This window comes from Sphingomonas sp. CFBP 13706, assembly GCF_014842355.1.
Lineage (GTDB): Bacteria > Pseudomonadota > Alphaproteobacteria > Sphingomonadales > Sphingomonadaceae > Sphingomonas > Sphingomonas aerolata.
Genome location: NZ_JACYVM010000026.1, coordinates 1 through 19744, shown reverse-complemented (window position 1 = coordinate 19744; position 19744 = coordinate 1). Strand labels below are relative to the sequence as shown.

Sequence of the window (19744 nt, the reverse complement as noted above, 5' to 3'; positions counted from 1 at the left end):
GTCTCGGACTTTCTTCGGCGCGTGGTCTCCTTTCGATGTCGGCGCTTCTGTTAACGGCCGCTATCGCCACATTCGTACCCAAAAGCGGCCTGTCCGTTGACCACCAAATTCTGGCCGTTCCGCGGACGTCCACTAACGGACATCCCCGGATTTTATTGCGTTAGCGGGAACTAGGACCATTATGGCTCCCACGAGTGCTACGACATAAAGGAGCTTTGGCAGCGCGTTTGGGTATAGAAAGTCCGGATTGATCTGTTTCATGAGGGACCATGCCAGCAGCGCCATTGCAGGCCATCTACTGCCTGCGATCCAGATTTTACGACCCAGCCAAGTGGCGGCTGCTACCGTGAACAATGTGGTGAGCGCTAGGATCACTATGGAGGTTATTGGTAATTCCGGGAGCCCTTGCGCATAGACAAGCAGACTCACGAACGACACGACAGCAGATGACGCAAGGATTATAGCGGATGCGACGCCAACTCTGCGTCGATCTCTCGAGACCGAACCGCTCATCGTATTATATTCCCCTTTATCAGCAATCAATCACCTAGAGTGGTGTTGCTACCAGAGGGTTAATCAGTGTTACGGAATAACTAGAACGAAACGTTCGCTTTCCGCCAATCCCGGTCATTCCGCTTCCGCCTACACCCGTTCGTATCCGTCTTCATGGCGGTCACGATTGCCGACACTCATTCATCAGCTACAATGACATAAGACTAGAGGCGGAGACTGTCGCAATGATTGGCATGTTAGCACTTGCGGCGGCTACGGTAGCTACCTGTCCCGTTGAGCAGGCACACTATGTTTTGCGCCACGATCCAAGCGTAACTGCCTACTTTCGCCCAGTCGACAGCGGTCCAGATTGGCCAAGCCATGTTGCGATAGCAGTCCAGCATAAGGAATTAAGGAAGACCTTTTGGTGGCTGCCGTGGAACGGTGGCTCGAACGGGCTCCAAAATGTTGCGTCTACGGAAGACGTTATCGCCAAAGGCTGGCAGCCGCCAAGTCCGGATGGGGGGCCTCGTCCATACGGAAACAGGCAATATATCGGAACCGATATCATGTATAATCTGATCAATCACGTTCCGAAGCGGGGAGAACCTGCTCCGGCTCATATGCTTTTCCGGGACGCGGCGGGTTCCAAAGACACCGCCTTCCTCGACAGGCAATTTTTTGATTTTGTTGGTTGCCGGAAGGAAGGCCGCTAAAACAGCGTTACTTTCCTATTAGCCCCCGAAAACGGACGGTCCGCTCATCACTAGGTCGCGACATTCGCTGTCGGCAAAGCGGACCCCAGAGCGGACAGGCGGGAAGCGCTTAATTGCGGATGTGGCCGGCGTATGACATGTCCTTGCAAGAACGGGAGCTATTGATGTCGAGTTGGACCACGCGCCTGAAAAATCGGATGCATCCACGACTCCGAATGTTCTTCGCGAGGCTGTTTTTGCTAGTTGTCACTTGGCTTGCCGTGACCGGTGCGATCGAGATGATCCGAGGCAACGCTGCCTTCAGCCCGTTCGTCCTGACTGGCTTGGTTTTAGGATGCGCGTCAGCTGCTATCTTCAAACCTATTCCGCTCGAATACCGTCAGCCTGCGGAATAGGCCGCTCGTAAGGTAACGTCGGCAATCCACCAATGCCGGATATCCGTGATAAAATCGCAGGTTTTGCATCAAGGCCTTCGGGGTATAGCATTTGAGCGGGCTCCATGCGGTTACCGGGGCAACTCCGATCGCCTAAGGACAAACCATGCGAATCTGGCACATTGCCCTTATTATAGGGCTGGCGGGGCAATCCGCTATTGGTGGGGCACATGCGAGTCAGGCTTCGCCAGCTCCAAGCACGAGGCAATTAACGGGACTCAGCCCTCAAGATGCAGTTAGTCTTATTGCCAAGTTGGAGGAGGCTCAACGTAACTTAGAAGCCGGTAAATTTGAGTCTTTTGAATTACTCGCGGGATCGATTGCCTCCTATGATGAGGCCAAGGTTTCACCGCGAGACGTCTTTTTGAAGGTGCCGTTCAAGAGCGTGTGGAGTGTCGAAAGGGTGCGCAGCGACAACGAGCTATGGCAGCCATATCGGCTCGCCTACGCACCTGACGGGCCTGGAAAACGCTACTGGGAAATTGGGGTAGTGCTAGGGATTGATGGTGATATTCAACGCGTATCAATGACGAATAAGCCGCCTGCTCCGTTCTAATCTTCGCGCCCGCGGTCATATCGCTCAGTGTAGAACACCCGGGGTTTTGCCGACTACTGCGGAGCGGGAGGCTGCAACCGAGTTTCCATGGCTTCGGGCCAGCGACGTCATGGACGGCAGCTGAGCACCAAGTTCGGACGTTCCGGGGCCGGTCGCATCGAATGACCGCTGACGCCCACGTCCGGCCTTTCAGGCTTGGGATCCGGGCGCGCAATAGCGGCCATTCGTTAAGCGCGATCTTTTTTCTCGGTTTCCGATCGGCCATTTCGGGATAGAGCGATTGGGAACAGATTTCGGGAAAGCGAAACCCGCCGGCGTCCCTCAGCCCGATCGAGGCGGTGAGTTTCCCGCCCGCCGTTCGTTTGCAGGAAGCTGCCGCCAAATTCGACAGGCGTTGCCCTAACGCATAGCGTCGCGTTGTGATCGAAGATGGCTCCCGCGACGGTACGAGGCTCCCTGCCGCTGAATCGTCCGGGAAGGACGGGAGCTGCGGGGGTACGCTTCGACGTCCGGGCTTTCGCCAAAAGGCCCGACCGTCTTGAGGTGGCTGCTTCGCATCCTCAGCGGCTGCGTCGCTGCGGCGGCCCTGCTGTTTGCTGGACTGGTTGCCTACTTCTTCCTTGTTGTCGGGCCACGCCAGGAGGCGGCTCGGCAGGATGCCAAGTACGCGGCGGAGGCGTTCGGGCGGTTGACCGGTGTGGAGCGGCGTCTCGCCATCTACGACGCCTTCGCGGCTCAGATATCAGCACATTATTACGACCAGTCCTTTGGTGGGCTCGACTGGCCGAAGCTCAGACGTCACTGGCGCCTCAAGGCCGCGAAAAGTGCCGACGACTGGCATCTCTACTGGGACGTGATGGCCCAACTAGCCCAGAGGTTCCCGGTATCGCATGTCGGCGTGGAGATGCCGATCGCGGCAGCGAGGCGCGCGAAGGCGGACGAGGGCGTCCCAACGCAATCGCCCGTCTCATCGCCCTGCCCGGAACCGGACGGCGGGATGTTTCTCACTCCCATTCGGCGCGGAAAGGGTGTCGGGATCGAAGTGGGTGAGGTGATCCCTGGCTCTGCTGCGGCCCATGCCGGCGTGGCGCCCGGATGGCTTGTGCTGGAATATGCCAACAAGCCAGCTCTATCGGGCCGTCGGATTACGGCGACGCTCCTTCGCCTGACGCCCGACCAGATAGGGAAGTGGGAAGGCAGCGGACGAGACAATCTTCGCACACTTGCCCTTCCCGATGGCCCGAAAAGCAAGGTCGCCTTCGACGTCGGTTGTTCACGGACTCGGCCAGCCGTCGAAGTGCGGTCCTTTGCCGGCGGCGTACGCTACATCCGGTTTGACAAGTTCGAGGTGGAACCTGTTCGAAAGGTCGCGGAAGCGTTGCGACAGGCCGGGCCGGCAGGTGTGGTGATCGATCTTCGTTTCAACAGCGGCGGGTTCCCGATGCTCCTCCTAAACCTACTCCTGCCGCCAGGTCGCCCCGTCTACAGGACGGTAGACGCGTCCGGCCGCGGGGTGTTCAAGACCGATGCTGATGGCGATGCCGCGCCCTATGCCGGCCCACTCGCGATCCTAACCGGTCCTGCATCTGCAAGCGCCGCAGAGGTATCGACTGCGGTACTCAAGCGGCTTGGCCGTGCCATCGTAATCGGACGGCGAACGAATGGGTCCGTTCTAGGTGCCCCCACCTTTCCGCTTCCCGACGGCGGGCGGGTACAGGTGCCGGTGCAGGAAGTAATAATGCTGGATGGAACGCGTCTGGAAGGGGCCGGTGTCGCGCCAAATCTCGCGGTCCTCGCTTCGTCGGCGGATCTTCGCGCTGGACGCGACACTGCGCTGTTTGAGGCACTTCGCGCCCTGAACCGTTCACGTCCGCCGACGCAGTAACGAAATCGCGTCCCGATCATACGTCGATTGAGGGCGTGCAGTTTCGCGATGCCCGTTTTACCATTTTTTGTGGGAAAAGCAGTAGCCCCGGGCAATATCGGCTATGGCCACCTGCCTTCCTAAAAGCGGCCTGTCCGGTTGCCACCACTTATCGCCGTTCAGCGGTCGAATGTACGGAAAGCCCGGTTCCCGTCACGAGTGTGTGACAAACAGTTGTTTTGCGACGCCTGAGTGAACCTGCCGGGGCTTAGCGTATTTGAGACCGTCCGATGTGCCGCCCTCTGAATGATGCTTCAGCAGTGCTATTTGAATAGGTGCCGTATGGTCCTCTTGGGTTAAGGCTTCAGCCGGACTAGGCGATCAAATTGACCTGAATTTTATACGCAGTTTTATCACGTAAAACGGACTAGCCCGTAGCGGTGAGCTAGGGGCATAGCTAAAACGTACCGGCTGCATCTCAATCATTCGCACGACTTGGAAGAGGAAGGGCGTGGGAAGGGGAGGGGCTTCGGCCAGGATCGATGGTGCCTTACTCATGGTTCATTGAGGTCGCCCCATCGGAGCCGCCCTGCCTTCTCATAATGCCATCTCGACGGCGCAATTTGGAGAAAGTGGTTTTGAGAACGGATTTTGAGAAAAGCTCGGTACTTGAGGCGCGGGACCGACCAAAAGACGTCAGCTATCTCGCTGGCAGTTCCTTTTGGAGAATGGGCAAACACGCTTGACCCTGTAGCTACTACAGACCTTATGGAATGGCTCGAACGCATCCATCGGCGGTGCGCAGTTCGGGAATAGCAGTTGCGATGAAGATACATGCTCGCGGGCTGGTCGCCTCAACAGCCTTGACGATCGCGGCATCCTTGTTCGCGCCTACGCCCACCTTCGCACAAGATCGCCCTGCCAGCGAGGAACCAGAGGAAGGGGAGGATATCATCGTGCAGGCGACGCGGACGGGTCGCCGCGTGCAGGACGAACCAATTCGTGCCGAGGTGCTAGACCGGGAGGAAATTGAGGAAAAAATCCTCATGTCGCCCGGCAACGTCGCCATGCTGGTAAACGAGACGCCGGGTGTGCGGGTACAGGTAACGTCACCGGCTACCGGAGCATCCAACGTCCGCGTGCAGGGGCTCAAGGGTCGCTACACGCAAATCCTTGCTGACGGCCTGCCACTCTATGGCGGACAGACGCCTTCGATCGGCCTGCTGCAAATTACACCTACCGATCTTGGACAGGTTGAAATCATCAAGGGTGCGGCATCAGCGCTCTATGGCCCTTCCGCGCTTGGTGGCGTCATCAACCTCGTATCGCGTCGGCCCGCGACTGAACAACAGGCCGAACTTCTGCTCAACGCCACAAGTCGGGGCGGACAGGACGTTACTGCCTATAACTCAGCGCCGCTGACCGACGATCTTAGCTACTCCCTCACAGGCGGTTTTAGCCGGCAGGATCGGCGGGACGTAGATGGTGATGGCTGGGCGAACATACCGGGCTATCGTCGCTGGACCGTTCGCCCCCGGCTGTTCTGGGATGGAGCAAACGGAGCGAAAGCGTTGCTGACGGTTGGGGCGATGACCGAACAGCGCAATGGCGGGACGCTGCCGGGGCGGGTGGTGCCCGATGGTACGGCCTTTCCTCAAGATCAGCGAAGCCACCGTCTCGATGCCGGGCTGAACGCCCAAACTCCGATCGAGGGGCTGGGGACGTTGTACCTTCGGGCATCGGGCGTCACTCAGTCGCATCTTCACCGTTTCGGCAACGTCGTGGAGAATGATCGTCACCGTACGCTGTTGACCGAAACATCGCTAGGCGGCGGTACGGGTGCGACCACATGGCTTGCCGGTGCAGCCTATCAGGTGGACACCTACCGCTCTCGCACCTTTCCCGCGTTTGACTACACCTACCGGGTGCCAGCGCTGTTCGCGCAACTGGAACAGAAGGTGTTGCCGGACCTGACGCTGGCGGGAAGCGCGCGCTGGGACGATCATAGCGAATATGGCTCCCGGCTAAGCCCGCGTGTGTCGATGCTGTTTAAGCCGGGACCGTGGACGGTGCGGGCGTCGCTTGGTCGGGGCTTCTACGCGCCCACGCCGTTCGTCGAGGAAATCGAAGCGGCCGGGCTGTCACGGCTCGATCCGCTGCGTGGGCTTCGTGCCGAGACGGCGGACAGCGCGTCGATCGACTTCGGCTATGCGCGAGGCCCCGTTGAGGCGAGCCTGACGCTGTTCGGCTCGAACATCGACCATGCCGTGCAACTTCGCGACATTGCCGCCGATCGCGTCGCCCTCGGCAACGCCGATGGTGTGACCCGCACGCGGGGAGCCGAGCTGCTGCTGCGCTATCATTTGAAGGCGATCACTTTCACGGGCAGCTACGTCCACACTGATGCGACGGAGCCGAACCCGGATGTCTTTGGACGCCGCGCCGTGCCACTGACCCCGCGCGATACCGCTGGCCTGACGGCTGTTTGGGAAAAGCGCGGCCGGGGTCGGCTCGGTCTGGAAGCCTATTACACAGGCCGGCAGGGTTTGGAGGACAACCCCTACCGATCGCGGAGCCGGCCTTATGTCGAGCTGGGCGCGATGGGGGAGCTTATGCTGGGATCGGTCAGCCTGTTCGTCAACGCGGAGAACCTGCTGAACGTCCGCCAGACCCGCTATAACCCGCTGCTGCTGCCATCCCGCGCGCCGGATGGCGCGTGGACTGTGGATCAATGGGCCTCGCTGGAAGGCCGCACGATAAACGGGGGCGTGCGCTTCCGGTTCGGCGCTGGTGCTGATTGATCCTCGTGCAATTCCGCGCGGGCCTGGCGTATGATCTGCCAGCCCCCCGACAGCCCAAGTCCCGCGAGGATCGCGGCAACTGCGATATCCGGCCAGCCGGTGCCCGTCCCGAATACGCCGAAAGCGGCGGCAACGACGGCGATGTTGCCAATCGCGTCGTTGCGCGAACATATCCAGACAGACCGGCGATTGGCTTCGCCATGTCGATGACGCCAAAGGATGACCGCACATATGAGGTTCGCGGCCAGCGCCAGCCCACCCACGACGCCCATCGTTTCCGCGGCCGGGAGCGTGCCTCGCGTCGCCATCCAGACGGTGCTGCCGATTACCCATGCGCTAAGCAGGATCAGCGAACCGCCTTTCACCAGAGCCGCACGCGCCCGCCAGCGGAGCGCAAAGCCGGCTACCCCAAGGCTGATGGCATAGTTTGCAGTATCACCGAGGAAGTCGAGCGCATCGGCCTTGAGGGATGCCGACTGCGCCGAAACGCCGGCTGCGATCTCGACGCCGAACATGCCGGCGTTGATCGCCAGCGCTATCCAAANTCGCGGCGGGGGCGGCGCAACCGCCGCAACAACCTCCTGCCATGCCGTCACCTCACAAATGTTTGATGACGCCCTATCTAGTGTCTGTAGTAGCTACAGGGTCAAGGCATGGCGCTGACAATCGGCGATCTGAGCAAGGCGACGAACACGAAGGTTGAGACGGTGCGCTATTACGAGCGCATCGGTCTGTTGCCGAAACCGCCGCGCACGGCGGGTAATTACCGCGATTATGGGCAGGCGGAGCTAGGTCGCCTATCGTTCATCCGCCGCGCCCGCGATCTCGGCTTTTCCCTCGACCAAGTGCGGGCGCTCCTAGGTCTATCCGACGACCGTAGCTGCGACTGCGCCGGCATCGACCGCATTGCCAATGAGCATTTGCGCGAGGTTGATCGAAAGCTTGCTGACCTGGGTGCCCTCCGTCGCGAACTGAAGGCGGTGATCGATTCATGCGATGGCGGCACCATCGCCGAATGCCGGATCATTGAGGCCTTAGGACCATCTGTGGGCGGTTAGACTATTCCCAAACCTCTATGCTGGACGGATTTCGAGAAGGCTTAGGGTTTCTCGTTTTTCGATCGTTGAATGAGAACCGCTACGTGAACCACAAAGCTGGAGACGGTGAGCGGATAGTCAACGAGTTGTCATTTCCAATCGCTAACTCGGCTTTTTTGACGACGTTCACAAAGGCTGAAAACGGATGCACCCCTGCCTGCGATCAACCTGCTTGCTATCAATCTGTCTTGCAACGGCAGTAGTTGCTGGGCCGCAACGAACCGGCTGGACTAGCTTTGGGGTGATGGATAGCGCCCCCTATCTGTCCTTCTATGAAGGCAATCGTCCACGCCTGATACTCGGCTGTAATGGTACTCGTACAAACGTGCAGTTGCGCGGTTTCGCCGCAGCTCAGGCGTGGCCACAACCAACTTTGAACATATCATTTGGTAAGGTCGAGCGCTCCTCTAGGCCTGATTTGGCTATGGTTGGCGGCCAGACGGCTTATTCGTTCGACTTTCCAACCAGTCGGAACGTCTTAGTTAGTTTAGACGCAGGAGAAACAATAACCGCATCGTACCAACGGCAAGTCAGAACCTACCCCGCCATTCCCGAACTTCTTCGCAAACGGTTTGTAACGAATTGCGCAGCGCTCTTGCCACAGGGGTGGGCAGGGTAAAACCATTTTGATCGTACAACGAAACTTATGACTCAGCCTTCCCGAAAAGGAACGGCGATCGAGACGGCCGCGCATTCCCGGGATCGATCGCATTTCGGGAATGTCGGGGTTGGAGAGGGAAACAGCCCATCCGGTAATGGGAGGGAGAACCTTGCAAACCTGTGGCGCGACCTACAGTTCCTCAGGTATCGCGTCGATCGCCGAGGACACCCGGATGGCGACAAGGGGAAGGTCCAGCCGGTCCGCGAGGTTCAAAAGCTCGTTTAGTTGAGCCTTCAGATACTCAACGGTTTCTTGGTGTTCGGCGGTCATCCGGCGATCTAGTAGCGGCCAGCTGAGCTGGTCGATAACGCAAAGGCACTAGAGATCACTGATAATTGCACTACGCCGCTGCCGGCCGGCCGATTGCGGAACGCCGGACGCCGGCAGGACTAGCCTACTGCAACTTGCGTCAGTATCAGGCGGCAATGACTAAAACTGTCCGACAGCTTCGGGCCGGGGCTACCGAATACCGCGAACTTGCCGAGACCTTGGGTGGCGAGTCGATGAAGCAAGCACTACTAGAAATGGCAAGGGCTTTAGAGCGCCATGCGGACGCCCTGGAAAACGGGGATGAGGAATACTCTCGTCTGGTCTAGCCGCGCCCTTCCGTACGATCCCGCATTCTCGCGAGGGATCTTAATCGAGAACGCGACGGCCTTCTCGATTGCCGTTCCAAATGGAAAAGGCAGTCTGTCAGTGCGGCCTCGGATTTGCGAATGAAGGAGACGGTACAGCGCCTAAGCGCTTACGGCTCATTTAGCATTCGGCACTAAATCGGGATCATGTCACCCACCAACCTCCCCGGTGTCGGGTTGCCGAGCCGCCAGCGTCTTACACTAACCGAACGCATCGTGTTCGGGCTCTATGCAGCGGTATTCTGTCTGTGGGTGTTCGACATCAATGCGGCTGATACTGCTCTGGTCACGCCGATCAACGGGCGCTTCCTCGGCGGGGTGACTTGGCTTGGCGCGTTCCTTGGAGTCATGCTCGGCTGGTTCGTCGTCCGCTACTCTACGCGAACGCGAGCGGAGGCGTCATTCCGACGAAAGGTTATCATGGCCTCGCTGGTGCTTGTTACGTTCGGGACGTTCTACGCGGTCATTTTCGACCATGTCGCGTGGCGCGCAGCCAACATGCGAGCCTTTGCGGATAGTAGCTCCCCGATTACCTGGGCGAACTTTCCGATCGTCTCATATCGTATGCGCAAATCGCAGCCTGTTGTTTTGATCGACAGGCAGGGGGAGGAACGCCCGATCCCGATCTCACTAGCCGACTATCAATTGCTGGAGGCCACGGCCCACTCGTCCCGTTACTGTCTCAACCTACAACGTCAGCAGGTCGGAAGCGCCGTTCGCGTTTTTCGCCCTTCGGGTGCCGCGCCTAACGTTATCCCGGTAGAAGCTTGCGTTCCCAGCTAAGGTCAGACCGAAGGGTGTGACACCGCGTACAGATGGCAATTTGTTTTCGGATCAGACAGGTCGGGGGCGGCTGTTTCTCAAAATAGCATCCTATTTCAAGAATCTAAGCTGACACGGGCCGGTCGCAAAAGGGGTCCCTTTTGCAATGACAGGAACGCCCAACATCCGACATTGCGCATTTACTCCGTTACGGAAGCAACGGCACCTGAACGGTTGGGAGCAGTTCGAGGGTGTTTGAGCGGACGGTTACCGGCAACATCATCGCCCAAGGATGACCACTCTCTTGCCCCACATATACGACGTTAATCTGCGCATCGAGTGAGCCGGAACATCCCATTTGAACATAGAGCAGGTCGGTCGCCCTGGTTAGAGCAGCGACAAGCTTGCTGTTCTCCTTGTGCGGCAATGCTACGCCGTTGCGCTTGACCAAGGCATTCACCAGGCCCTGTCGGAAGCGCCATCGCAGATTGACCGAAAAGTTGCCGTTCGGCTTGCACGAGATTGAATTTGTGAGCGCCTGGTCCGTCTTGGTCGCGGGAAACTCGTTCACCGGCACTGGAAGAGATGAAGACACCTGGGCGGCGAGCGTGAGGGCGAGCTCGATCAGCATTCAGGCGGGCGCAGGAGCGCAACTAAGGGACCGGCGAGGTGCAAAGCATCGCCCTTTCGAGATGAGTAGGTGCAGGTCAGCATGGTACCCCACGCCTATTCTACTTTCACCCAGCAATGTCCGCTTTCCTCTCCATCCCGGACATTTTTGATGCAAAAATCAAAAGTTTTGCATCAAAGGCCTCGCGCAAATTGAGCACTGTGAGCCTGTGAAGGGTGCCCCCGCTCGACCTAGAAAGCCGCCCCTACGAGTCAAACATACTTGACTCTAAATGTCGCGTATGTTTGACATTGCGCGGAAGCGTAGGGGAAGCCGATGTACGAGTTCACTCACCGTGGGGCCGGGGTCAATTGGGCGGCTTTAGATCAAACCAGCCGACGCCTTGTGTCTGGGAGTATGGCGAGCGCCGTGGCGGCTGTTATGCCGCTTTTCAAATGGACCGCTGATGCGGCGCGCCGAGTGGGTATTGAGTTTCAGAGCCCAATGCCCCTTGACAGCACCGCTGTTTCAACTCCTTCTCTCTATCTGCCTGTCGCTTGGATTGTGGTCTGGGTGATCGGCTTTGCTGCCTTATCTGGCCTGCTATGGTGGCGCATGAGCATCCGTCAGGATGAGCTGTTTCATCGAGTGCAGAACTGGTCACTCGGCATGAGTGGCGCGTGGACTGCCGCTGCCCTCACAGTGTGGGGCCTGTTAAATATGACCGGGATTAGCCCGCCCATACAGGGTGCGGCCCCCCTGATCCTTTTCTCAGCACTCACAATCTTGTTCGGCCGGACCGCTGCGCGCAAATGGGCGTCTTAACTCGTCTCCCGGAACACCGGGCTGCATCGAACTTCACGCAGGCTGGATTGGCAACGCTCGTTGGCGTTTCCAGACAAACCATCAATTCAATCGAGACAGGTCGGTTTGAGCCTAGTTTGTCATTGGCGCTCAAGCTGGCCCATCTATTCAAAGTGCCTGTAGAGAACCTATTCAGCCTACCGGAAAATTAGACATCGGCAGTAGCGCGGCGGCTGTCCTGATGCAGAAATCACCAGTTTTGCATCAGCCTAGCGACAGCAGAATCCGTGAGTTTCTTCATGCACAACTTTGATGCGTACCGCGATGGTCAACGATCAATGCCGTATGCAGCCATTAGGCGCACAGTCGTTTGAATTGGCTCGGGGGCGAGGTCGAGGCGGACAGGTTCCTCGGGTGCAGGCGGCGGGGGCGGCGGGGGCGGCACGGACTCAGCCGCAGACTGCGCAGTGGCTGGCATCTCCAATGTTACTTCGCGATAGTTGGCATCCTGCACCCGCAATAACGGTCCAAGCTTGCTACCTGCTCCTTCAGCGATCGACCGCGCTTGCGTCTGCGCGCTAACCAGAGCCGCCTGCATGGCACGACGGCGTGCAATCGTATCGTCGTGTAACCAGAAGCCCCGCAGGTTCGCGTCCAAGCCACCAAGCCGACTGATTAAACCAACTAGGGTACCAGCGTCGGCCACACGGGAGGTTTGTATAGTGACAGGCATCGACGCAATGTAGCCAATGATTGCACAGGACCCCGTCGATAGCCGCTGTGGTCCATAGCTGCTCGCGTCACATTCTTTCGATCGCACTTGTATAATCGAGAGGGCCGAAGAGTGATATTCGCCTGCCTTCTGCAAAAGTCCAGCAACGCCTGTCCGCATCGCTTTGGAGCCATCGCGCAGCTTGGAACTAGCCTCATCTGACGTCACCCCCTCCCCACGAAGGGTAAATCCAACCGTGACCATGTCCGGAGGTGTCTTGGCAGTGCCGCTTGCTGAGACAAGGATCTGGGACGGTGAGGGCGTTTGGGCTCCTGCTGATGAGCTTACGGCAGTTATGATCGCAAGGACGGCCAATTTCATCTGTAGCTCCCAGAAGGATGGACGCTGCCGCCTTCACCGACAAGCGTAGCCGATCGCGTAACTGCTGCAATAGGAGAGAGCATCAGTTACTTTCTTGCAAAAGGGTTCGTTTTCGAGAAGCCGGGTCAGTTCGAAATTTCGAGCGCTTGTCGTTCAGCCTTCCTTGGGAAGGAACCGCGTTTAATTATGACAAACTGCTGCGTCAGCGACTCACACTAGCCACGGCTAAAGCCATTATCGTCAGAGTAACGAGCAACCCGCCCACGCCTAATATGGTTCTCGATTTGTCAGTGGGGCCTGCGTTCAACGAGCTAGCAATGGGCCTTGTTGTAGATGATGGACTTAGATTATTTACGTTCCCACCACTATTTCTGTTCCGGTACTCGCTACGCTTTAGTCGGTACTGGTCGTATTTTAAGCGACATATCTCATTGTCTAATATGTTAATCGCTTCTGTAAGCGACTTAGTAATGCCGGGGGCCTCCGCCGACCTGTTTTGATCGGGATCGTATTTTACCATTAGCGTTTTGTATGCGGCTCGAATGGTAGCAGAGTCGGAATCTGGTGTGACGCCGAGAATACGGTAATAATCTTTCGTATAATCCATATCGCTCACCAGATCATGCAATAGCATTCACGCGCGTTATCGATTGCCATGGACCGCCGTCGGTCCGCAACGCGAAATTTGGCGCGCCAGATTTGCCCCTCGATATTATGACGCGTTTCAGCCACTCGGACCGGGTGCACAATCGCTTTCGCATCGGCATGCCGATTTTCGGATTTCACGATCGTTTGAGAGAGGGCTGGAGGCGGGTGGGTGGTTCTATGCATATGGTCGCAGCCTTCCCGTTTGATCATCCCGGCGAGCCCGTGTCGCTCTACGACTACGCGCCCGTGCTGCGTGTTCATGATCGTGGCGGCGATTGGGTTTTGAAGAGAACGGGACTGGTCCATTCAGACGGTGAGGCGATTGGTCGATGGCTTACGGCGCTACGTGGCCTAGGCGTTGATGTGGTGGCTCCAGCAGCTCACCTCCACCCCAATCCCCGCCGTCTCGATGATGGCAAAGAGTGGGTGGTCTATCCCTTCGTGTCGGGCACCGGCTACCATGCTGGTGAGGGCGAGATTGCCGACGCTGGGCGTTTACTCGGCCGAATGCACGCGGCCGATCCTTCCGAGGGGAGCGCCTTGGCGACTTACAGGGAGCCCGTGGTCCGAGATGCCGAATGGATCGAGCCGCACCTTGCTCTGGCCGAAAATGCTATCGAAGCAGCCGGTGCGGATCGGTACTCACTTCGGGAGGTGACGCTAGCGCGCCTCGCCGGGGCCGAACCGATTACAGGCTTGCCGCTCGCCGGGTGCAGCTTCGACTTCAAGGCGTCGAACCTGGTTTTCAGCCCGAAACCCACGCTAGTCGATCCCGATCATGCGGCACGGATACCGAGGCTCTACGACCTCGCGGTCGCGCTGCTGCTGTTCCACTGCGATCTCTCCACCGCTCCCGGTCGATTATGGACGCCTGCCGAGTGGGCGACCTTTCTACGGGGCTATGCCGGGCATGTCGCTTTCAACAACGCGGAGCTGACGGCGTGGCCGTCGATCCTGGAACTGGCATGGCTCGATCAAGGCGTCTGGATTTTAGGAAACTGGCCGGAAGGCTGGGCGGATGCGAAGGATCGCGCATACCTATTGGACGTAGCTGCCTTTGATCCGGCGGTGTTCCCGCTAACGCCCCCGGATCAAACCCTAAGGGGGTAGCGGCTTTCCCGATATACGATCCCTTGTGACACAGGGAGGGCGCGGTGATCGGCATTTTTCAACAGCCACGACCGTTACAGGATGCCTGTCTCGATTACCGGACCCTTTAGGACAGCGCCTAAATCGCCGTTCTCAATCGGAAGGGTCGCGCATGCCACTATCACCAATCGGTCTATGAAAACGGCCGTGCTATATTGATTACTTTGCCCTCTGACAGGCATATTCAGAAATCACATCACTGATCGAGCCGTCAGTCAGCATACCCATATCGCCCGGGTTTGGGCTGTCAGCCTTAGCTTGTTCGAGGGTGTCGCCTTCGCCGAGATAGCGGAAAGTCATCGCTGCACAGTCGATTTCTCGGCGTGCATAGCTGACACCTGATTTCCCTACCCTTCGCGAAATGGCAATCAGGTTGCCGTTTTTGCCGGGGCTTACATCGAGAAGCCGGTAGCCGACACCGGGGTCGCTGGGCACATCGATGGCGTCGCCGGGTTCGGATGCCGGAGCAGGCTGTGAGGTGGCTTGCTCTAACATGTTAGCCGTTGCGTCAGCCTCCACCTCGTTTTCGGGTGCCTGCGCACAGCCCCCAACAGCGAGTGCAAGGCTAATAAGTAATAGACGCATATGATGTCCCACCGTATTTATTGAGTCGTAGGCTGTCATCGATCTATCGGCCAATCAAGACGACGAAGTCCAATGGCCTTCGGGATTGCGGGGGTGCCCACCGAAAACTTTCATTCCCAAAACTCGATTCTCAATCGGGAAGTGCGACGCTGGTTGGCCGATACGCAACGTGGAGTTCATGCCGCCAGCGCCAGTCCTGCTCCATCCTCATCGTCGTTCGCAGGTGAAACGCAACTGCGGCGCCGATTGCGGCGAACCCGTCTAGCCTTACCCTTTGTAAGTGCAGCAGAGCGAAAAGGAAGGATCGCAAGTACCGCTGAGACGCTCACTCGGCGTATTGCCCCCCATGCTACTGCTAAACCAGTAGTCGCCTCAATGACGGTGCTGATTTCGAAGGTTGTAAGCCAAATGGTTAATTCAGGGACGGCCAGGCCCGCCATGCGGATTCGATCACCGTCTTCGGCAGTTACGTGCAAGACGATCAATAACAGAACGGCGATCGCAATCGCGACGTTGCCCCGTGTAAGGCGGTTTGCCGCAACGGCGGGTAGCTGCACCATCACACTGTGCAGCGACCGTCCGATCTGTGTGTCCCCGGCCACGATCAAGGCTGCCCAGCACATCAAGAACAGAACTATCGGCGTCATATAACCGCACTCCGTTTTGCGCCTTCAAGAATATGAACATCCGACGGGTTCAGATCACTAGGATGCACAGTCCACCCCCGCCAGGTCAGCCCGGTTCTCACTCCGACAAACATTGCAGAGCCAACCAGCGATGCAAATAGTCCGACCCACAGTGCATCGAAGAGCATGAGCATCCACACGATCGGTAGTGGTTGTCCCAAAGCCAGCTTGTGGTTGGCCATGTGGAGCGCCTGCGATGGGGCGAATGCCACAGCGACCAGCACGCTGAGCATGATCGCGGCAGGCAGCAGCGACGTCATAGCGCGCTTTGGCGTCACGGACCCGTCCTCCACTAACGCGCCAATGACGTAGATCAGAAAGCCCCCCTGAATCACGGCAGAAACGATCTGGAGAGGTATATTGATCACGGGTGACAAGCCTTGCTTGCCCAGCCAGGCGAACGGCCACGCAATAGCGAACCCTATGATCAATCCCGCCGCGACGCGCAGCAGAGTTGCTGGCGGGACCAGTAGTGTTTGAGGGATCGACCTCACTGACCAGAACCGCGCGACAGCGAGCATGGCGATCATGAACCCTGCCACCTTTACGTAGCCAAAACCCCAGCGAAGTGGATCGTTAGCAAGCGCGCGGAAACGCCCGGCGGAGTCGAACATACCCAGATGGATCTCTGCGACATGCTGCATGAATTCCGGCAGCACAGCGATCCCCAGGATCAGCGGCGCGGTCACGATCGTCCGCCCGCCATGCTGATAGGTTTCGAGCACGGCGCGCCCTACACCACGTAGCGCGCTGCCGATCCCCCTTCGCGTTCCGGCTTTCTCCGCAAGTTCGATCAATCCGTTTCCCCCATTTGCGTGAAACTCAGGATGTCACCCGGCTGACAGTCGAGCACCTCGCAGATTGCCTCCAGGGTCGAGAAGCGGATCGCCTTCGCTTTGCCAGTCTTCAGGATCGATACGTTCGCCATCGTGATATCGACCGCCTGCGATAGCTCGGTCAACGTCATCCGCCGAGCCGCCAGCATGTCGTCGAGTGTGACGACAACGGGCATCAGACGGTCATTGCCAGATCGTCACGCATCGCCGCACCGACGCGGAACACACGGGCAAGCACGAAGAGCATCACCACGCCGATCCAGCCGGTAAAGCCGGGAACCCATGTTGCGTGATCGATACCAAGACGATCAAGCGCGAACACGATCGCACCGAATGCGAGATCAAGCACCTGGATCGCGAACAAAGCCCAGCCAATCCGCTGAAGCCGATCTGCGTTGGCGACGATGAACGGGTCGCCCGCGCGTACCGTGTCCATAATCGACAACAGGCGGCTGAAGAGCTGGTAGACCGCGACGCAGACGACAATGCTGAGCATGCCTGTGGCCCGCAGCAAGGCGATCGTCTCAGTTACATGGCGGCCGTGATATTTTGCAGAAATCTGCGCGGACAAAGCGTCGCCGAACACGAACGAAAGGATGATTGCGATCACAAAACCGAATGCCACCACCCAGTTCAGCCAGTGCGCAAACCGTACCAATCCGTTTGCGACGACAAGAATACGATCTTGCACACAGCCCTCCGTTTATCGAAAAACGATATATATTGTTTTTCGATAAACCGTCAACTATCTTGGGAGGCAGGACAATGCCCGATCGGGCATTATCGGTTTGGGCGAGCGCTGAACCCAGAGAGCGTCTGCATTCCGCATCGGGCTACAAGAATTACTGTGGTTCAGGCTCAAAACAGCAGCAATTCCGAGACTCCGGCCAAGCCGTGATGCGGACATTTACCACTGACAGACCGGGCCAATTAGCCCTGATATCTGCGCGTTTCGGGAAGCCCAACGCCTTCTCAGAATTCGATCCTTTTTCAGAATCTGAACAATCCAGCTTGGGTTCGATCAAGCTGAGCCCCCCTGGTGCCGCGAACAATGCCTGCTGAGGTGCCGTTTGAACGGGTGCCGTTTGGTCCTTCTTGGTTCAGGCTTAAGCCGGACCAACTGGGCAAATTGACCAGATTCTTATGCGCAAATTCTTGACACAAAACGGACCAGATTAGAGAAGTACGCTGCGGGTATACCCTAAAAGTACTGCACTGCAGACGGACGTTTTGCACCGGCTTAGATTTCGGGAGTGGGGTGGGCGCGCGGTATCCCGTTGAAGTTCGTGCTATTAATGACACCGTTTCTGCAATGCTGGTCGTGCGACGGCGTCAGCTAGATGATCATGCCGTCCGAGGCATTTCGGTGATAGACGCCGTCACTGCCGTTGCGCTTCGGATGGCCGGTGCCTGCGTCGCTGCCGCCATCAGATCGACGTCCGTCAGATCGCGGTGATCGATCCACCATTTGGCGTCAGTTATCTGAAGGCAAGCGTAACAATCGGCGCCGCTGTTCAGGTTGGTTAGCGCCGCGAGCCGCTTGGTCCTGATCGTCGACGCCCAGCCAATTTGCCGATCGGTGCCGGTCAGCAGCGGAAGATCGAGGTGGGAGATAGCGGCCCTGCTTAACGCTGCCGCAGCGGCTTCCTCAGCTCGCTTTTCAGCAACGAAGCAGTCTCGACAGTTCGTCGTCTTCAGCCACCGGGCCTTGCGTTCCTGCTGGCTGTCAAAGCCCGTGAGATGATGAGCTTGCTCATGACCGCACGCATGAATGATCCGCTGTTCCATGGCCGGCATGATGCCTGTTCGTGTTTTGTGAGCAACGCCAATGAGTCGGGTTGAATCAAAATTGCGCCGAGTGCCTCACTACGAGAGGAATGGTCTGCCCGATAAGCTGGTGCAACGCCGTCAGCGTTCACAAGATCTGGGCCAACCAATGTGCCGACGAGCCGAACGCGTTTCTCAATGAGACCGACGGGAGTGCGATGCAGTTCCAGCTCGTAGCGCCCACCAACATCGCGGCGAAGGTAGAAGACCCCGCCATCGCGGATCAAAGTGCCAATCTCATTGATCCGGGTTCCAATCGCTACCATCGCTGCGCCCTTGCTCCATCATCGTTGTGCATAGTTGCGAGCAATCTTTGCCTGTAACCGATGTGGCTCAGCGTGAGTGCATCATCCTGCTGACACGTACCCGTGCGGCTTTCAAAGACGGATATCGCGCCGCGCCATTTCCAAGAACGCCATGTCCCCAATTGGCGGGCGGGGCTCGGCCTTAAAGATGTCAGCTAGATCGAGCAGATCCTCGTTAGAAAGGTTCGCGATCGAGGCTTCGATTTCGGCAAGGCGCTGCACCGCGCGATCGCCGCGATCGGCGAGCCGCTTTATTCTTGTCTTGAGCATGCGCGCTTCTACCACATTGGTCTCGGGGGCGGCAGCGGCATTCGCGGCCGGGCGGCTGGGACCATCCGAAAAAGCCGTTTGCCAACCTGTACGAACAAAGGTTCTCCGAAGGGACAGCACCGCGCTCCGACAGATGTCGAAGGGCAGGAGCGTGCAGCTTGTCCAGTGAAAACGGCGAGTTCGTGATGCAGGCGGACCGCTCGCATTTATGGTAAAACTGGTGGAAAGCGGACATTGCGGGGTACGGCACGATTGCTATTCTGACGCGATGAGAGATGCTCGGCTCTGGAAATTCGTAACCTTGGGCGGACTCGTAATAGGCGGAGTTCAAGTGTTCAGCCGTCCGGGAGCGAATGTGCTGTCCGTCAGGATGACTCGGGGCGCGATGTTAGAAGGTGTCTGGACACGCTCCGACAGCCTGTTCCGTTATCCAAGTTGGTCCACGGGGCAGATCGAGTCAGACACGGCATTGCCTGACGTCGTGGACAGATGCGGCGGAGCATCTGACCTTACGGCGGTTGCCGAACGCGCTGCGGACTCGGGTTACGCGCTGCGAGACAAGGCTCAGTCCATGTATCGCAATGACATCATCGAGACGATCGCCGAGGCCGTGCCTTGGTGGCGCGTGAAACTGTGGCAAATCAGTTTCGGCCTCGGCTTCTGGTCAGGTAAATTAGATGAACCATCTAAGTACCTCTCCGGCGATCAGATCGCGCAGGCTCGTAGGTCTTCGGATAACTGGTACCAGCGGGTGACAAATCGCATTCTCTGCGACGCGGTACGAAGCGTGAAGGCGGGAGAGCCTCCTATTTGATCAGATACCGCCTATCAAACGGATGGCGCTGAGACCAACGGCTATGTCCGCAATTGGGCGATTGTGTTGAAAAAGTCGGGCTTGCAGTAGTGTCGGCGG

21 protein-coding genes and 1 pseudogene are annotated in these 19744 nt (G+C 58.1%); 9 read left to right on the top strand and 13 right to left on the bottom strand.

The genetic code is table 11. The features are described 5' to 3' along the window. Window positions 1–1748: 1748 nt before the first annotated feature. The 3 genes from IFS44_RS20725 to IFS44_RS20715 all read left to right on the top strand — a co-directional run bounded on the left by IFS44_RS20725 (window position 1749) and on the right by IFS44_RS20715 (window position 6863). The gene (locus IFS44_RS20725) at window positions 1749–2198 is read left to right on the top strand and encodes a hypothetical protein (RefSeq protein WP_192099918.1); all 450 of its coding nucleotides are present in this window, start codon (window positions 1749–1751) and stop codon (window positions 2196–2198) included. Window positions 2199–2736: 538 nt separating this feature from the next. Continuing rightward, on the top strand, window positions 2737–4083 hold the full coding sequence (locus IFS44_RS20720) for a S41 family peptidase (protein WP_192099917.1): 1347 nt from the start codon (window positions 2737–2739) through the stop codon (window positions 4081–4083). Window positions 4084–4886: 803 nt separating this feature from the next. Next, window positions 4887–6863: a TonB-dependent receptor plug domain-containing protein gene (locus tag IFS44_RS20715; RefSeq protein ID WP_192099916.1), complete on the top strand. Its 1977-nt coding sequence runs from the start codon at window positions 4887–4889 to the stop codon at window positions 6861–6863. Here IFS44_RS20715 and IFS44_RS20710 read toward each other — a convergent pair. Next, window positions 6791–7407: pseudogene (locus tag IFS44_RS20710) on the bottom strand (cation transporter); the annotation flags it as partial. The gene IFS44_RS20715 and the pseudogene IFS44_RS20710 sit on opposite strands and share 73 nt — an antisense overlap. Window positions 7408–7516: 109 nt before the next feature. Here IFS44_RS20710 and IFS44_RS20705 point away from each other — a divergent pair. Further along, window positions 7517–7921: a MerR family transcriptional regulator gene (locus IFS44_RS20705; RefSeq protein WP_192099915.1), complete on the top strand. Its 405-nt coding sequence runs from the start codon at window positions 7517–7519 to the stop codon at window positions 7919–7921. 829 nt (window positions 7922–8750) lie between these two features. Here the strand turns inward: IFS44_RS20705 and IFS44_RS20700 are convergent. Next, window positions 8751–8891: a hypothetical protein gene (locus IFS44_RS20700; protein ID WP_192099914.1), complete on the bottom strand. Its 141-nt coding sequence runs from the start codon at window positions 8889–8891 to the stop codon at window positions 8751–8753. 512 nt (window positions 8892–9403) lie between these two features. Between IFS44_RS20700 and IFS44_RS20695 the strand changes: the two genes are divergently transcribed. Further along, entirely contained in the window at window positions 9404–10039 is a 636-nt protein-coding gene (locus IFS44_RS20695) for a hypothetical protein (RefSeq protein WP_192099913.1), read from the top strand. Window positions 10040–10226: 187 nt separating this feature from the next. Here the strand turns inward: IFS44_RS20695 and IFS44_RS20690 are convergent, their stop codons facing one another. Beyond that, window positions 10227–10649: a hypothetical protein gene (locus IFS44_RS20690; protein ID WP_192099912.1), complete on the bottom strand. Its 423-nt coding sequence runs from the start codon at window positions 10647–10649 to the stop codon at window positions 10227–10229. A 315-nt stretch (window positions 10650–10964) separates the two neighbouring features. Here IFS44_RS20690 and IFS44_RS20685 point away from each other — a divergent pair, with 315 nt between their 5' ends. Next, a complete protein-coding gene (locus IFS44_RS20685; RefSeq protein WP_192099911.1) occupies window positions 10965–11453 on the top strand; it encodes a hypothetical protein in 489 nt (162 codons plus the stop codon). Then, entirely contained in the window at window positions 11441–11644 is a 204-nt protein-coding gene (locus IFS44_RS20680; RefSeq protein ID WP_192099910.1) for a helix-turn-helix transcriptional regulator, read from the top strand. Before IFS44_RS20685 ends, IFS44_RS20680 begins: the two co-directional genes overlap by 13 nt. 116 nt (window positions 11645–11760) lie before the next feature. On the opposite strand, the gene IFS44_RS20675 is transcribed toward IFS44_RS20680, so the two are convergent. Then, a complete protein-coding gene (locus tag IFS44_RS20675) occupies window positions 11761–12525 on the bottom strand; it encodes an SIMPL domain-containing protein (protein ID WP_192099909.1) in 765 nt (254 codons plus the stop codon). A 202-nt stretch (window positions 12526–12727) separates the two neighbouring features. Continuing rightward, a complete protein-coding gene (locus tag IFS44_RS23020; RefSeq protein WP_446740872.1) occupies window positions 12728–13132 on the bottom strand; it encodes a J domain-containing protein in 405 nt (134 codons plus the stop codon). 107 nt (window positions 13133–13239) lie between these two features. Here IFS44_RS23020 and IFS44_RS20665 point away from each other — a divergent pair, with 107 nt between their 5' ends. Beyond that, complete coding sequence (locus IFS44_RS20665) at window positions 13240–14283, top strand: phosphotransferase enzyme family protein (protein WP_192099907.1); 1044 nt, start codon at window positions 13240–13242, stop codon at window positions 14281–14283. A 198-nt stretch (window positions 14284–14481) separates the two neighbouring features. Here IFS44_RS20665 and IFS44_RS20660 read toward each other — a convergent pair whose 3' ends face one another. The 8 genes from IFS44_RS20660 to IFS44_RS22480 all read right to left on the bottom strand — a co-directional run bounded on the left by IFS44_RS20660 (window position 14482) and on the right by IFS44_RS22480 (window position 18951). Then, window positions 14482–14946 carry a hypothetical protein gene (locus IFS44_RS20660; RefSeq protein ID WP_192099906.1) on the bottom strand — a complete coding sequence of 155 codons (465 nt, stop codon included), beginning with the start codon at window positions 14944–14946 and terminating at the stop codon, window positions 14482–14484. 137 nt (window positions 14947–15083) lie between these two features. Further along, window positions 15084–15554: a hypothetical protein gene (locus tag IFS44_RS20655; protein ID WP_192099905.1), complete on the bottom strand. Its 471-nt coding sequence runs from the start codon at window positions 15552–15554 to the stop codon at window positions 15084–15086. Then, a complete protein-coding gene (locus tag IFS44_RS20650; RefSeq protein WP_192099904.1) occupies window positions 15551–16390 on the bottom strand; it encodes a hypothetical protein in 840 nt (279 codons plus the stop codon). Before IFS44_RS20650 ends, IFS44_RS20655 begins: the two co-directional genes overlap by 4 nt. Beyond that, the gene (locus IFS44_RS20645) at window positions 16387–16605 is read right to left on the bottom strand and encodes a helix-turn-helix domain-containing protein (RefSeq protein WP_192099903.1); all 219 of its coding nucleotides are present in this window, start codon (window positions 16603–16605) and stop codon (window positions 16387–16389) included. The genes IFS44_RS20650 and IFS44_RS20645 overlap by 4 nt, the downstream gene beginning before the upstream one ends. Then, window positions 16605–17120: a DUF2975 domain-containing protein gene (locus IFS44_RS22490; protein ID WP_192099902.1), complete on the bottom strand. Its 516-nt coding sequence runs from the start codon at window positions 17118–17120 to the stop codon at window positions 16605–16607. Before IFS44_RS22490 ends, IFS44_RS20645 begins: the two co-directional genes overlap by 1 nt. 653 nt (window positions 17121–17773) lie before the next feature. Further along, a complete protein-coding gene (locus tag IFS44_RS20635) occupies window positions 17774–18217 on the bottom strand; it encodes a hypothetical protein (protein ID WP_206757889.1) in 444 nt (147 codons plus the stop codon). Further along, window positions 18124–18522, bottom strand: coding sequence for a DUF5818 domain-containing protein (locus IFS44_RS22845; protein ID WP_342366527.1), 399 nt, complete (start codon window positions 18520–18522; stop codon window positions 18124–18126). The genes IFS44_RS20635 and IFS44_RS22845 overlap by 94 nt, the downstream gene beginning before the upstream one ends. 111 nt (window positions 18523–18633) lie before the next feature. Beyond that, window positions 18634–18951 (bottom strand): hypothetical protein, encoded by a 318-nt coding sequence (locus tag IFS44_RS22480; protein WP_244650487.1) that lies wholly within the window; start codon window positions 18949–18951, stop codon window positions 18634–18636. A gap of 211 nt (window positions 18952–19162) precedes the next feature. On the opposite strand from IFS44_RS22480, the gene IFS44_RS20625 reads away from it, so the two are divergent. Continuing rightward, the gene (locus tag IFS44_RS20625) at window positions 19163–19645 is read left to right on the top strand and encodes a hypothetical protein (protein WP_192099900.1); all 483 of its coding nucleotides are present in this window, start codon (window positions 19163–19165) and stop codon (window positions 19643–19645) included. The last annotated feature ends 99 nt before the right edge of the window (window positions 19646–19744 follow it).

Coding starts and splice junctions, on each gene's coding strand:
- IFS44_RS20645 (WP_192099903.1), bottom strand. CDS start 16,605: ATGCCCGTTGTCGTCACACTCGACGACATGCTGGCGGCTCGGCGGATG.
- IFS44_RS20685 (WP_192099911.1), top strand. CDS start 10,965: ATGTACGAGTTCACTCACCGTGGGGCCGGGGTCAATTGGGCGGCTTTA.
- IFS44_RS20675 (WP_192099909.1), bottom strand. CDS start 12,525: ATGAAATTGGCCGTCCTTGCGATCATAACTGCCGTAAGCTCATCAGCA.
- IFS44_RS20700 (WP_192099914.1), bottom strand. CDS start 8,891: ATGACCGCCGAACACCAAGAAACCGTTGAGTATCTGAAGGCTCAACTA.
- IFS44_RS20680 (WP_192099910.1), top strand. CDS start 11,441: ATGGGCGTCTTAACTCGTCTCCCGGAACACCGGGCTGCATCGAACTTC.
- IFS44_RS23020 (WP_446740872.1), bottom strand. CDS start 13,132: ATGGATTATACGAAAGATTATTACCGTATTCTCGGCGTCACACCAGAT.
- IFS44_RS20715 (WP_192099916.1), top strand. CDS start 4,887: ATGAAGATACATGCTCGCGGGCTGGTCGCCTCAACAGCCTTGACGATC.
- IFS44_RS20690 (WP_192099912.1), bottom strand. CDS start 10,649: ATGCTGATCGAGCTCGCCCTCACGCTCGCCGCCCAGGTGTCTTCATCT.
- IFS44_RS20665 (WP_192099907.1), top strand. CDS start 13,240: ATGACGCGTTTCAGCCACTCGGACCGGGTGCACAATCGCTTTCGCATC.
- IFS44_RS20725 (WP_192099918.1), top strand. CDS start 1,749: ATGCGAATCTGGCACATTGCCCTTATTATAGGGCTGGCGGGGCAATCC.
- IFS44_RS20655 (WP_192099905.1), bottom strand. CDS start 15,554: ATGACGCCGATAGTTCTGTTCTTGATGTGCTGGGCAGCCTTGATCGTG.
- IFS44_RS20705 (WP_192099915.1), top strand. CDS start 7,517: ATGGCGCTGACAATCGGCGATCTGAGCAAGGCGACGAACACGAAGGTT.
- IFS44_RS20635 (WP_206757889.1), bottom strand. CDS start 18,217: ATGGAACAGCGGATCATTCATGCGTGCGGTCATGAGCAAGCTCATCAT.
- IFS44_RS20695 (WP_192099913.1), top strand. CDS start 9,404: ATGTCACCCACCAACCTCCCCGGTGTCGGGTTGCCGAGCCGCCAGCGT.
- IFS44_RS22845 (WP_342366527.1), bottom strand. CDS start 18,522: ATGGTAGCGATTGGAACCCGGATCAATGAGATTGGCACTTTGATCCGC.
- IFS44_RS20660 (WP_192099906.1), bottom strand. CDS start 14,946: ATGACAGCCTACGACTCAATAAATACGGTGGGACATCATATGCGTCTA.